Genomic DNA, 13,256 nt, shown 5'->3' with positions numbered 1-13,256 from the left:
CATAACCTATGAAGAGAAAGAGAATGCAGTAAGGGAGGTACAAGTATGTTAGGGCAAAGGCCTATGGGCGATTTTCAGCCGCATCGTCCCTCACGCCGGCACCTTGGAAATGGCGGACAGCCCGGGATTTTTCAACGGAGACAGCAGGCTCCGATCGAACAGCCTTTTCAAGGGCAAGGCAACCAATTTCAACAAATGATGCCTCGCTCTCCGTCTGTACAAGGCGGCGGTCTACGCGGGATGGGTAGCATTCCTGGAGGCGAAAGCCGAGCACTAGGCGGCGGCGCCGGAATTAAGGGCATGCTGGCAAAATTTCTTCCTGGAGCTGGAGGAGCAGGGATCTCTGGAGCTGGAGGTGGTGCGGGATTACAAGGAATCCAGAGCTTCGCAAACCCTGCGAACCTTTCAAGCATGTTAGGAAATGTTCAAAAAGTACTCGGAATGGCGCAGCAATTCACGCCTATGATTCAGCAATACGGTCCTTTAGTCAGAAATTTGCCTGCCATGATTAAACTCTATAGCCAGCTTGGCAGTGCGGATGATGATGAAACAAATACGAATGATGCAGACGAAGAACCAAAAGAAATCACTGCAGAAACAGACGTTCCGCACGAACAAGCAGCACCGGTTGATGATGAAATAGAAGAAGGAAAAGAAGAAGAACCAGAGGACATCCTTGTCAAAAAAACCACTGTACACACATCAGCTGCTCCTGAAGCAAAACCGAAAAAAAGATCGGGCAGTTCCATTCCGAAACTATATGTCTAGTGATCTTTTAAAGGCGAAGTGTTTCCCATGTATAACAATCTTTGATATATGCGCTTACTTTGGCTATAATGAAGGAAGAGAATGATCAAAAGCCGTTTTTCACGGCTTTTTATATTGTTCTTCTCTAGCAGCACTTCCCTACAGGAGGACGAATAAATGAATGTAATTAAAATTTCGCCGCGTGGCTATTGCTATGGCGTTGTAGATGCAATGGTCATTGCTAAAAATGCCGCACTTGATAAAAACTTGCCACGCCCAATTTATATATTAGGTATGATTGTGCACAACAAACATGTCACAGATGCCTTCGAAGAAGATGGAATTTACACACTGGACGGACCAAACCGTCTAGATATTTTAAAACAGGTTGAAAGTGGAACAGTGATTTTCACCGCTCACGGCGTATCTCCTGAAGTCCGTCAAATTGCAGAAGAAAAAGGCCTTGTCGCCATTGATGCGACCTGTCCAGATGTCACGAAAACACATGAACTCATTTCAGAAAAAACAGCTGATGGATATGACATTATTTATATCGGGAAAAAGGGGCACCCTGAGCCAGAAGGAGCCGTCGGTGTTGCACCTGACAAAGTGCACCTTGTCGAAACAGAAGCTGATATTAAAGCGCTCGATCTAACGTCAGATAAACTACTCATCACCAATCAGACGACAATGTCTCAGTGGGATGTTCATGATCTGATGGAGCTCATTAAAGAAAGATATCCTCACGTCGAGTACCATCAAGAAATCTGCCTTGCGACACAGGTACGTCAGGAAGCTGTGTCACAGCAAGCAGGCCAAGCCGATCTGACCATTGTGGTCGGCGATCCAAAAAGCAATAACTCAAATCGTCTGGCGCAAGTGTCAATGGAGATTGCAGGAACGCAGGCTTACCGAATTGGTGATCTCAGTGAACTAAAGCTTGAATGGCTCCAAGGGGTTAAAACAGTTGCCGTTACTGCAGGTGCTTCCACACCAACACCTATTACAAAAGAAGTCATTCGTTTCTTAGAAAACTACGAACCTGATGATGAATCAACATGGAAAATTGAACGGACGGTTCCTCTTTCTAAGATATTACCTCGCGTGAAAACAAAGAAATAAAAAAACGTCAGAGCTGCTATGCTCTGACGTTTTTGTTTACACAAATTGAAACGGGTTTGTGTTTGATTCTGATACAAAGAATTGCACATCATATTTTTTATCTGTACATAGCGATTCTAGCTTTGTCTTTACGCCCTCTTTCATGATCTTTTCTGCGTAATGACCCGGGTCCACTACATTCAGTCCGAGCATCATGGCATCGTGAGCGACATGGAAATAAAGGTCGCCAGTCACGTACACATCTGCACCCATTCTTTTCGCTTGATGGATATATTTATTTCCGTCTCCTCCAAGCACAGCTACTTTTTTCACGACCGCTTCCTGATTTCCTACAAAACGCGCTCCATTCACATCTAACTTCGTTTTCACAAATTGAGTGAAGTCTTTAAGTGTCATAGGTTCTTTTAATTCACCAATACGCCCAAGGCCTTTTTGAATAGGAGGAAGATCTGTCGTGTGTACACTGTAAGCCACTTCTTCATAAGGGTGTGCTTTGATCATTTCACGAATCACTTGTTTTTCAATACTTGCTGGGAAAATGGTTTCGATTCGTACTTCTTTCACAAATTCCAATTTACCCGTCTCACCAATAAATGGCACAGCTTCTTCTGATGGCAGAAAACTGCCTGTCCCTTCATTTGAAAAAGCGCAATGACTGTAGTTGCCAATATGGCCAGCTCCCGCATTTCCTAAAGCCGTCCTGATGGCCTCTTCAAATTCCACTGGGACATACAAAGCTAGCTGCTTAATTGGATCTTCGTATGTTGGAACTAGCACTTTTGTTTCCCCGAGCTCTAAAGCATCTGCAAGCAAGTCATTGACTCCTCCATCAGCCACATCCAGGTTTGTATGTGCTACATACACCGCAATATCATGTTTGATGCATTTCTCAATGATCCGTCCTGCCGGCTGATCTGTCGCCACATGTTTTAATGGACGGAAAATTGGCGGATGGTGGGCAATAATGAGATCCACCTTCCGCTCAATTGCCTCATCTACCACATTTTCTAATACATCTAAGGTGATCATGACATTGGTCACTTTTTTATTTAGCGTTCCAATCTGGAGCCCAATTTTATCACCTTCCACCGCATATGCCTTTGGTGAAAATTGCTCAAATAATTGGATGATTTCATGCCCGTTCACTGTTTTAGCCAACAGTCAAAACCTCCTTTAGCATTTTTATTTTCGCATTCAGCTCTTTCAGACGTTCTTTGTTCTCTTCCGTCGGCGCTGCTTGTTGAATCTGGCCTTCTATATGCTCCATGTGCTGAAGCTCGTTCATCCATTTGCGCCGGAAGACATCTTTTTGCTCTTTGGCAAGAAACGGACCAACGAGCATGCCTGTTTCAATCGACATGCCTTCATAAGCTTTATCTTTGTCTCCTGTTTCGGCAATGATGATTTCGTATATTTTGCCATCCTCTTCTAAAATCACTTCATCCATCAGTTCATACCCCTCTTGATAGAGCCATAAACGAATATGGTGAGCATGAATATTAGGCTGAAGAATAAGCCGCTCCTGCCCTGTGAGCTTGTGTTTACCTTCATTTAGAATGCTTGCAATAAGTGCTCCGCCCATCCCTGCAATCGTGACAGCATTTACCTCGCCTTTTTCAATCACTTCAAGGCCATTTCCTTTTCTGACTGAAATTTGCTCATCTAATTCAAGCCTATGTACTTGCTGCTTCGCAGATTGAAGCGGTCCATCAGTAATTTCACCAGCAATGGCTTTCAATGCTTTATGATGTAATATCGCATAACATGGCAAATAGGCATGATCTGAGCCGATATCAGCAAAGACCGCCTCTTTTGGTAAAAAGTCTGCGACTCTTTTTAATCGTTTTGACAAATTCATTTCATTCATCCATATCACTACTTTTCTTTAATGTTCATACTTGTCTATCTTATATAAATTATGGACTTTTTAAAAGTCGTTTTCAAATGAAAAAAGCTCTTCTGATGAAAAAGAGCTTTTTGCGCTTTATTATTTAATTTTGGATACCCATTCTGACATTTCATCGAGCTTTTCATTCGGAATTAGCCCGCCCGGCATCCCATTTCCGCCTTCTTGAATTTTCTTCTTGATGTCTGCTACTTCAAGCTTGTCGCCAACACCTTTTAATGCAGGACCTGCGCCACCTTCGTAGTTTTCCCCATGACAGCTAATACAGTTCTGCTTATACAATTCTTCCGGCGTTGCATTTGCGGTCTCTTCTTGCTTTTGCTCTTTGCCCCCAGAGGCAATTTTGTCTTCATCTTTCAGCCCCTTCATTGATAAGAAAAAAGTGAGTCCAATACCTAAAATGGCAATCAATAAGAATGGTATAAGTGGATTCCGTTTCATTTCTTTCATCCTCCCCTTTGTGAAAAACCCCTTTGAGACTATGCAAACAATTCTAATTCTACTTTAATTTTACAAAAAGTAAACGAATTATGATACAAAACTTTGGTCAAGTTCACAGATTAGACAAAAATGATTCAAAATGAGAAAAGAAGCCTTCAGCACATTTAGATGTATTTTTTATACATCTTTTCTCTAAGAACGTTGCAAATTCATTTGTTATTCAGTAAAATATAATCAGATCAAAAAAGCGTTTTCATTTTGATGAAGAAAGAACGGATCTCTCTCAAGATCCGTCCGGTTTCTATTCTAAGAAGTCTTTTAATCGTTTACTTCTGCTTGGGTGTCTTAATTTACGAAGAGCTTTCGCTTCAATTTGGCGAATACGCTCTCTTGTTACGCCAAACACCTTTCCTACCTCTTCTAATGTGCGTGTTCTTCCGTCATCTAGTCCGAAACGCAGTCTCAGCACATTTTCTTCACGGTCCGTTAGCGTATCTAATACATCTTCAAGCTGCTCTTTTAAGAGCTCATAGGCAGCATGGTCTGATGGAGAAGTCGCCTCTTGGTCTTCGATAAAATCACCAAGATGCGAGTCATCTTCCTCACCAATAGGTGTTTCTAAAGATACTGGCTCTTGCGCAATTTTAAGAATTTCTCTTACTTTCTCTGGTGTTAAATCCATGTCTTCCGCAATTTCTTCTGGCGTTGGTTCTCTACCTAGATCTTGTAGAAGCTGTCTTTGAACACGGATTAATTTATTAATGGTTTCCACCATATGAACCGGGATCCGGATTGTTCTCGCCTGATCGGCAATCGCACGTGTGATCGCCTGTCTAATCCACCATGTCGCATATGTTGAGAATTTGTATCCTTTGCGGTAATCAAACTTCTCAACCGCCTTCATGAGCCCCATGTTTCCTTCTTGAATCAAGTCAAGGAACAGCATACCACGACCAACATAACGTTTCGCAATGCTGACAACGAGACGAAGGTTCGCTTCCGCTAATCTTCTTTTTGATTCCTCATCGCCTTCTTCAATCTTTTGAGCATACGTAATCTCTTCTTTAGCAGATAGCAAATTGACGCGCCCGATCTCTTTTAAGTACATACGAACAGGATCATTAATTTTGACACCTGGTGGTACGCTTAAATCATTCAGGTCAAATTCCTCTTCTGCCTTAGCCAGCTGCTGAACATTTGGGTCTTCAGTCTCTTCATTTTCACTGATGAGTTCTACACCCTGTTCGCCTAAGTATTCATAGTATTCATCCATCTGGTCTGATTCAATTTCAAAGCTAGACATACGCTCTGCAATTTCTTCGTATGTTAAAACGCCCCGTTTTTTACCCGTTTCAGTGAGCTTATCTCTCACCTGTTCAAAGGTTAATTCAGTTTCAGTTTCGTGGGCTTGTTTATCAGCCATTATGGATCCCTCCTTCCAAAGCTTGCAACGAATTCTAAAGTAACTTGCGATTTGCTTCTGCTCTGCCTTTCTCTCTCTATCAAACAGAATGAGCAAATAGGAATAAAATAAATAATGATGAAGGCAAGATGCTTGCGGTCTTATGCTCCTCCCATTAAAGGATTCATTGCCAGCCGTAAGTCTTGTCATAAATAGTAGACGTATTACTTCAGCGAACGGTTCAACTGAATAATTTCTTTTGCAAGTGTTGCCGCTTTGAAGAAATCTTTTTGCCTCTCCGCCTCTGCACGTTCTAGTTCTTTTTCCTTTATCATTGACAAATTCCGATGATTCAACACTTTTTTTACATAATCACTTAATTCAGCTTCACTTAGTTCGTCTCCAACTTGAATCATGAATATATCCGTCAGGAGCTGATTGATCACATCATCTTCTATACGGTTCATCAGATGCTGCGGGGTCGGCTCCTTGCCTTCTTCATACAATGCATAAATGTATGTTGCCAGCGCTCTGTGCGAATCTATATTAAATTCAAACCCTATCCTATCAAGCACTTTTCGGATCACGTCATCATTTTTCAACATATGTGCAAGGAGCATTCGCTCTGCGTTTTCATATGCCGGCCTTAGACGTTTTCGTCTTACCTGTGTTGACAGATGTGCACGCCGCTTTTCAAGCCCATTTTCTTCTTGCGAGCTCTTGGCCTCTTGGCGCTGCTGCTTTTCAAAAAGCTCCAATTGCTCCTTTAATGAGTCAAGTGAAATGGAGAACTCCCCGGCCAGCTGCTTCATGTAAATCTCTTGTTCCAAGGAACCGTTTAATCGGCTGATTTCTCGGAGAACCTGCTTCATGTAAGTCAGGCGGTCTCCTTCGTCAGACAAATTCTTTCCTCTTCGGAAAAAATTCATCTTAAATGTCATTAATGTCACACTTGCATCTATGATGTCATTCCTAAATTTCTCGCCGCCATATTTACGAATGTAATCATCTGGATCAAGTCCATCTGGTATCATGGCAACGCGAACTTTACATCCTCTTTTTCCAAGCAAATCTGATGCTTTCATGGTCGCTTCATACCCGGCCGTGTCAGAGTCATAACATAAAATGATCTCTTCTACGTTCCGCCTAAGAAGCTTTACGTGCTCTTCTGTTAAAGACGTACCCATTGTTGCAACACTTTCGCCAACACCACTTGTGACAGCCGAGATGACGTCAGCAAATCCTTCGAAAAGGACTGCACGTTCGCGTTTTCTAATATGCATACGAGCGTCATGAAAGTGATAAAGCAGCTTACTTTTATGAAAAAGTGGCGTTTCAGGACTATTCATATACTTTGGCTGCTGATCACCAAGTGATCTTCCAGAAAAAGCGACAACCGTCCCGTGATGATCATGAATCGGAAACATGACACGATCTCTAAAGCGGTCAAAAAAACCTGTGCCGTTTTCTCGTTGAATCAAAAGACCAGCCTTCTCCATCATCGCAGGATCAAACCCTCGTTTTTCTAAAAACTTGGTCACGAAATCCCACGAGTCGAGAGCATATCCGATCTCAAACTTGGCAATTGTTTCATCCGTAAAGCCCCTGGACCTTAAATAATCGAGTGCGTTTTGACCTTCCTTTGTATTTACCAGCAAATGGTGGTAAAATTTCTTAAGAAGCTCATGCGCCTCAATCATTTTATGATCTGCTGTATCCTCTTGCTGTGAGGAACTGATCTGCGCATTCGCTACATGATCCGGCAAATCAATATGGTACTTATCAGCAACATGTGAAACGGCTTCAATAAATGAGTAGCCTTCCATTTGTCTGAGGAACGAAAATACATTACCTCCTGCACCACAGCCAAAACAATGGAAGATTTGCTTATCTGCTGAAACAGAGAATGAAGGAGTATTTTCACCATGGAATGGACAAAGACCGAAGTAATTCCGACCTTGTTTTCTAAGCTGTACGTATTCTCCAATCACTTCGACAATGTCTGCGTTTTTTTGGATTTGCTCCAAAAGTTCATCTGGTATACGTTTGCTCATCCTAATAACACTCCGTCGTACATTATTCGCCTTTTAATTCAAAAATCCTTCATGATTCGACAGGATTTTTTGTAGTTGGGCAATAAATCGCTTTTTATCCTCTTCTAAAAGCTTTTTGGGACCTTTTCCGTATACACCTTTTCTTCGCTGTTTACTGGAAACATGCCTGCGTTCCAAATCAAAATCAATTGTTTCGTTTGTGTACATTCGTCCTCTTTCAGACAGAACAATGACTTGTCTTGGAAGCAGTAAGGAGGCCAGACCAATATCCTGGGTGACGACAACATCGTGCTTGACAGCTAAGTTCGCAATGACTAAATCTGCTGCTTCCTTATGTGTATCAACAAACCGCCAATCTTCAAGTGGTGATCGTTTGGTTTGAAAATGCTCATATGAAGCAATGAAAGTCACAGGTACTTGAAATTGAGATGCGACAGAAAGGATTTCGTCTTTTACAGGACAAGCATCTGCATCGACATAAATCGTCCTTTCTTTTTTACGTTCATTCAGGTGACTAATTCTCCATCCCTCCACCTTATTCCTGCTTTAGAGAAGCAAAAAGACCATACTTTTCCCCCATAAAGCGATCAACAGTAAAACTCATTTTGTCGAAAAGTTATGTTCAGAATCACTTGACTTCTGCCAATATTAGTTTATTCGTTCTTGACTTAACTTAAACCTAAAATCAATCATTTTATCACAATTTTTTATTATAATACAAATGCAGCAAATATGCTATTGTTTTTGTTTACCCGTTTCCCACCATAGGAAAAACCCAGGAGGAGCATCCTGAGTTTATTCGGAACCTCTTTTGGTCAGCATTTGATGAATGACATTTGCTGTCTCCTCAACTGCTTTATTCGATACATCAACAACTTGACAGTTAATTCGGTCAACCACTTTTTCAAAATATTCTAGTTCCTCTTTAATCCGCTCGATATTCGCATAAATGGCACGGTCATTTAAACCGAGTGATTTTAAACGTTCTTTACGGATATGATTTAGTTTGTCTGGACTAATTTTCAGGCCGATGCATTTTTTTGGATCAACTGAGAATAACTCCTCTGGCGGATCAACTTCAGGAACAATCGGAACGTTTGCTACCTTCAAGCGTTTATGTGCTAAGTATTGAGAAAGTGGTGTCTTAGACGTACGTGATACACCAATCAGCACAATATCAGCCTTTAGAATACCTCTTGGGTCCCGGCCATCATCATATTTCACAGCGAACTCAATGGCTTCTACCTTTTTAAAATAGTCCTCATCTAATTGACGTACACGACCTGGCTCATGTTTCGCTTCATTTCCATATGCCGTCTCCATTTTATCAATAAGTGGACCGATAATGTCATAGTACACGACGCCATTGGCTTCTGCTTCTTCTATTAAGAATTGGCGCATTTCTGGCACAACAAGAGTAAAGCAGACGATCCCATTATCTGCTTTCGCCAGTGAAATGACTTCTTTAATCGTACCAACATCCTCTACATATGGGATTCTTCTAATATTTGAATGGTCGGATGAGCCGCCATCAAATTGGCTAAGTGCCGCTTTGACCACGAGCTCTGCCGTTTCTCCTACTGAATCTGATACAACAAAAATTACGCGATTACTCATAACATCCCCTCGCAGTCTTCTGTAATTAGATAATTTCGTTCTCTGATAAGCTAACAAGTATTTTCGTCATGTTTGTTTTCGTAATTCTGCCGACCACTTCAAAGCCTTTATCCGTATCTTTTATAACAGGAAGTGCATCTATTTGCTTTTCAATCAAGTGCTTGGCCACATCCATAATAAAATCTTCTTTGCGGCAAACGGTAATGTTCGGCATTCTTGTCATAATAATATGGACAGGTATAGATGGAAGCTCTTGTTTCCCAATACTTGCTCGAAGGAGGTCTTTTCTTGATAACACGCCTGTTAAAATAGAGTGATCGTCCACAACGAATAATGTGCCCACATCCTCTAAAAACATCGTACAAATCGCATCATAAACCGAAACATTCTCGTGTATCACGACCGGAATGGACTGAAAATCTTTCACTTGAAGTTTTTTCAGCTTATCTGCCAGAAGCTGCGTGCCTGTTTTGCCTGTAAAAAAGTAGCCGACCCTTGGCCTTGCTTCTAAAAAGCCAGACATCGTTAAAATGGCTAAATCCGGTCTGAGGGTAGCCCTTGTTAAGTTCAGCCGATCGGCGATATGCTCTCCAGTGATCGGACCATTCTCTTTGACAATCTGTAAAATCTGCTCTTGCCGTTTATTTAACTCGATTGTACTCACCACCTTTAAATAGAGAGAGCGAATCCTTACTTTATGTATATCAATTTCATAACTCATCATATTATAGCGCATCTTCGTCCGAATGAAACAAAAATCCACTCAAAAACCGTGAATTAAATGAGTAAAAAACGATTGCCCTTCGAAAAAGGCAACCGTTCTTAGGTATTTATTTTACAATTAAATTGTTCATATTCGCAAATGATTGAATGACTTTTGCAAGTTTGACCATTTGTGCCAAACGATTTTGTTTCAGTTTTTCATCATCGGCATGAACCATTGTATGGTCGAAATAATGAACAATTGGTGCCTTTAACGTATCTAACGCTTCAAGTGCTGAATGGTACTGTCCACTTGCCATATGCTCGTTGACGGCTTTTTCCGCTTGCTGATACGCTTCAAATAGCTTTTGTTCGTGTTCATTTTCAAACAGTTCAGGCTGAATCTGTGCGTCTTCCCCTTTTTTACTGATTGAAATGACGCGGCCTAGTGCCTCAGCCGTTTCTTTGAAACTTTCCTGTTTCACGCTCTCCTCAAGAACAGCTGCTTTTTTCACAACTGCATATGGTTCAATATTTTCAACATCAAGGACTGCTTCCACCACGTCATGACGGATATGTTCTGCTTGGAGAACATATTTCAAACGGTGTGTTAAAAATTCAATGAGAGCCGCTTCATGTTTTGTCTCTACTTGAGCTAGTGCTAAAAGCTCTTTAAATGAAAGATTCCATTGGCGGTCAAGCAGGATTTGAACGATACCGCTCGCTTGTCTTCTTAATCCATAAGGATCTTGAGAGCCCGTTGGAATGACATCAATTGAGAAGAATGAACAAATAGAATCTAGCTTATCCGCCACTGCAACAATCGCCCCAATAAGTGTTGACGGCGCATCGTCACCGGCAAAACGCGGCATATAGTGCTCGTTGATACTCTTTGCCACTTCTTCATGCTCGCCAAGTGCTCTAGCATATTTTTCACCCATGATTCCTTGCAGTTCTGGGAATTCATAGACCATCTGAGTCACAAGATCAAATTTAGAAATACTGGCTGCTCTTGCAGCGCGTTTAGACGTTTCTTCATCTGCTCCCACATGACTAGCAAGGCGGACGGCAATGTCTGTTACTCTTTTCAGCTTGTCGCCAATCGTGCCAAGTTTCTCATGGAATACGACTTTATCAAGCTTTTGAATGTTGTCTTCAATGACGAGTTTTTCGTCTTCTTTATAGAAAAATGCCGCATCTGATAAACGTGCACGAAGGACCTTCTCGTTCCCTCTTGCCACATTTTCAAGTGCCTCACTGTTTCCGTTTCTGACCGTAATAAAGTGCGGCAGTAATTCCCCTTGTTCATTTTTCACTGGGAAATAACGCTGATGCTCTTTCATTGTCGTGACAAGCACTTCTTCTGGCAGCGCAAGAAATTCTTCTTCAAAAGAACCAAATAGAACGGTTGGATATTCAACGAGATCGTTCACTTCTTCTAGAAGCTCAGGATCAACTGGAATGACCCAGCCTTTTTCGGAAGAAAGCGCATGTAATTGCTCAGTAATTAATTGTTTTCTTTTATCGGAATCTACAATGACAAATTGATCTCTTAATGTTTGCTCATAAGAAGCTGGTGTGTCAATGCTGGCTGTCGTCCCTAGGAAACGATGTCCTCTAGTCTCCCGTCCGCTTTTCACTCCTGCAATTTCGACAGGAATGATCTCTTGACCAAATAAACAAACAATCCATTTAATTGGACGGATATAGCGTAAATCCTCGCTTCCCCATCTCATGTTCTTTGGAAAACTCAATGAAGCGGCAATGTCACCCAATGCTGGAAGAAGGTCTTTGACTTGCTTTCCTTCTTGAAACTTTTGGACATGGACATAATCCACACCTTTAATGTCTTTGAAATACAGATCATCAGTTGAAGCGCCTTGTCCGCGGGCAAAACCTTCGGCAGCTTTTGTCCAGTTGCCTTCAGCATCTTGAGCAATCTTTTTAGCTGGTCCTTTTGCTTCTTCTTTGATGTCCTCTTGTTTTTCTGCAACACCTTTGACGAGTACAGCTAGACGTCTTGGTGAATTAAATAAAGCAACGTCTTCGAATGAAATATTTTGCGCTACGAACCAAGCTTTTACTTTGTCACCTAGCTGCTTTGTGCTTTCTGGCATGAAACGAGCCGGCATCTCTTCTAAGCCGATTTCAAGTAATACATCTTGTTTATTCATGAGAAGCCGCCTCCTCTTTTAGCATAGGGAATCCTAGTTTTTCTCGTTCTTCGTAATATGTTTTGGCTACTTTTCTCGCTAACTGACGTACTCTTCCGATATAGCCTGTTCGCTCAGTCACAGAAATCGCGCCTTTGGCATCAAGCAAGTTAAATGTGTGAGAACATTTGAGTACATAATCATATGCCGGGTGAACAAGCCCTTTGTCCATTTGACTATGTGCTTCTTTTTCATACGTTGTAAATAAATCGAACAGCATATCCGTATTAGATGTTTCAAACGTATACACAGAATGCTCGTATTCAGCCATTAAGAATAAATCTCTTACAGTAAAGCCATCTGTCCATTCAAGGTCAAATACATTTTCTTTGTCCTGGATGTAAGAAGCAAGACGCTCAATTCCGTATGTGATTTCAACAGAAACTGGCTTACATTCTAAACCGCCGACTTGCTGGAAATACGTAAATTGCGTAATTTCCATTCCATCAAGCCAAACTTCCCAGCCAAGTCCTGCGCAGCCAAGAGATGGGTTTTCCCAGTTGTCTTCAACAAAACGAATATCATGTTTCAGCGGGTCAATGCCAAGCGCCTTCAATGATTCTAGATACAGTTCTTGAATATTGTCAGGTGATGGCTTAATGATCACTTGAAATTGATGATGTTGATACAATCTGTTTGGGTTTTCTCCATATCTGCCGTCAGCCGGGCGTCTTGAAGGTTCTACATAAGCTACCTTCCATGGCTCTGGCCCAATGCTTCTGAGGAACGTGTATGGACTCATCGTTCCAGCACCTTTTTCTGTGTCATATGCCTGCATTAATACGCAGCCTTCATTTGACCAATGCTTTTGCAGTGTCAAAATCATGTCTTGAATATTCAATGATCGCACCTCCATCTTTTTTACACCATCCGCTATGTATGGCGGTGGGGCCTAGAACCTTTTTGCAAAACACAAAAACTCCCGTCTCTATGCTCGCAAGGTTCCTTGCAAACATAGGGACGAGAGTTTTTCCCGCGGTTCCACCCTATTTGCTGGTGTCGTAGCACCCAGCCGCTTTGTTTTACGTTGCTCAAGAATGCCTTTCGTTACG

Annotated in this window: 12 protein-coding genes; 2 read left to right on the top strand and 10 right to left on the bottom strand. The window is 41.7% G+C overall.

Annotated elements, in window-relative coordinates:
- Positions 1-45 precede the first annotated feature (45 nt).
- Positions 46-768, top strand: a complete 723-nt coding sequence (gene vrrA, locus BA79_RS10605; RefSeq protein ID WP_035702754.1) for a VrrA/YqfQ family protein — start codon at positions 46-48, stop codon at positions 766-768.
- Between the two features lie 156 nt (positions 769-924).
- Positions 925-1,869, top strand: coding sequence for a 4-hydroxy-3-methylbut-2-enyl diphosphate reductase (locus tag BA79_RS10600; protein WP_035702752.1), 945 nt, complete (start codon positions 925-927; stop codon positions 1,867-1,869).
- 36 nt (positions 1,870-1,905) lie between these two features.
- Here BA79_RS10600 and BA79_RS10595 read toward each other — a convergent pair whose 3' ends face one another.
- The 10 genes from BA79_RS10595 to glyQ all read right to left on the bottom strand — a co-directional run bounded on the left by BA79_RS10595 (position 1,906) and on the right by glyQ (position 13,045).
- Entirely contained in the window at positions 1,906-3,027 is a 1,122-nt protein-coding gene (locus BA79_RS10595) for a Nif3-like dinuclear metal center hexameric protein (protein ID WP_035702746.1), read from the bottom strand.
- Positions 3,020-3,736, bottom strand: coding sequence for a tRNA (adenine(22)-N(1))-methyltransferase (locus BA79_RS10590; protein WP_035702742.1), 717 nt, complete (start codon positions 3,734-3,736; stop codon positions 3,020-3,022). The genes BA79_RS10595 and BA79_RS10590 overlap by 8 nt, the downstream gene beginning before the upstream one ends.
- A 120-nt stretch (positions 3,737-3,856) precedes the next feature.
- On the bottom strand, positions 3,857-4,216 hold the full coding sequence (gene cccA / locus BA79_RS10585; protein WP_008342390.1) for a cytochrome c550: 360 nt from the start codon (positions 4,214-4,216) through the stop codon (positions 3,857-3,859).
- A 301-nt stretch (positions 4,217-4,517) separates the two neighbouring features.
- The gene (gene rpoD / locus BA79_RS10580; protein ID WP_008342392.1) at positions 4,518-5,639 is read right to left on the bottom strand and encodes an RNA polymerase sigma factor RpoD; all 1,122 of its coding nucleotides are present in this window, start codon (positions 5,637-5,639) and stop codon (positions 4,518-4,520) included.
- A gap of 203 nt (positions 5,640-5,842) precedes the next feature.
- Complete coding sequence (gene dnaG / locus BA79_RS10575) at positions 5,843-7,672, bottom strand: DNA primase (RefSeq protein WP_008342393.1); 1,830 nt, start codon at positions 7,670-7,672, stop codon at positions 5,843-5,845.
- A gap of 33 nt (positions 7,673-7,705) precedes the next feature.
- On the bottom strand, positions 7,706-8,206 hold the full coding sequence (locus BA79_RS10570; RefSeq protein WP_035702740.1) for a YaiI/YqxD family protein: 501 nt from the start codon (positions 8,204-8,206) through the stop codon (positions 7,706-7,708).
- Positions 8,207-8,467: 261 nt separating this feature from the next.
- A complete protein-coding gene (locus BA79_RS10565; protein ID WP_008342399.1) occupies positions 8,468-9,289 on the bottom strand; it encodes a pyruvate, water dikinase regulatory protein in 822 nt (273 codons plus the stop codon).
- 25 nt (positions 9,290-9,314) lie between these two features.
- Positions 9,315-9,953, bottom strand: coding sequence for a transcriptional regulator CcpN (ccpN, locus tag BA79_RS10560; protein WP_024423017.1), 639 nt, complete (start codon positions 9,951-9,953; stop codon positions 9,315-9,317).
- Positions 9,954-10,119: 166 nt separating this feature from the next.
- Complete coding sequence (glyS, locus tag BA79_RS10555; RefSeq protein ID WP_017367621.1) at positions 10,120-12,165, bottom strand: glycine--tRNA ligase subunit beta; 2,046 nt, start codon at positions 12,163-12,165, stop codon at positions 10,120-10,122.
- The gene (gene glyQ / locus BA79_RS10550) at positions 12,158-13,045 is read right to left on the bottom strand and encodes a glycine--tRNA ligase subunit alpha (protein WP_003217487.1); all 888 of its coding nucleotides are present in this window, start codon (positions 13,043-13,045) and stop codon (positions 12,158-12,160) included. The genes glyS and glyQ overlap by 8 nt, the downstream gene beginning before the upstream one ends.
- Positions 13,046-13,256: the final 211 nt, after the last annotated feature.

The sequence above is a fragment of the Bacillus altitudinis 41KF2b genome, assembly GCF_000691145.1.
GTDB lineage: Bacteria > Bacillota > Bacilli > Bacillales > Bacillaceae > Bacillus > Bacillus altitudinis.
The sequence above is the reverse complement of the archived record's forward strand: the minus strand, read 5'-3'. Positions and strand labels throughout refer to the sequence as shown.

Coding starts and splice junctions, on each gene's coding strand:
- vrrA (WP_035702754.1), top strand. CDS start 46: ATGTTAGGGCAAAGGCCTATGGGCGATTTTCAGCCGCATCGTCCCTCA.
- BA79_RS10600 (WP_035702752.1), top strand. CDS start 925: ATGAATGTAATTAAAATTTCGCCGCGTGGCTATTGCTATGGCGTTGTA.
- BA79_RS10590 (WP_035702742.1), bottom strand. CDS start 3,736: ATGAATGAAATGAATTTGTCAAAACGATTAAAAAGAGTCGCAGACTTT.
- cccA (WP_008342390.1), bottom strand. CDS start 4,216: ATGAAACGGAATCCACTTATACCATTCTTATTGATTGCCATTTTAGGT.
- rpoD (WP_008342392.1), bottom strand. CDS start 5,639: ATGGCTGATAAACAAGCCCACGAAACTGAAACTGAATTAACCTTTGAA.
- dnaG (WP_008342393.1), bottom strand. CDS start 7,672: ATGAGCAAACGTATACCAGATGAACTTTTGGAGCAAATCCAAAAAAAC.
- BA79_RS10565 (WP_008342399.1), bottom strand. CDS start 9,289: ATGAGTAATCGCGTAATTTTTGTTGTATCAGATTCAGTAGGAGAAACG.
- glyS (WP_017367621.1), bottom strand. CDS start 12,165: ATGAATAAACAAGATGTATTACTTGAAATCGGCTTAGAAGAGATGCCG.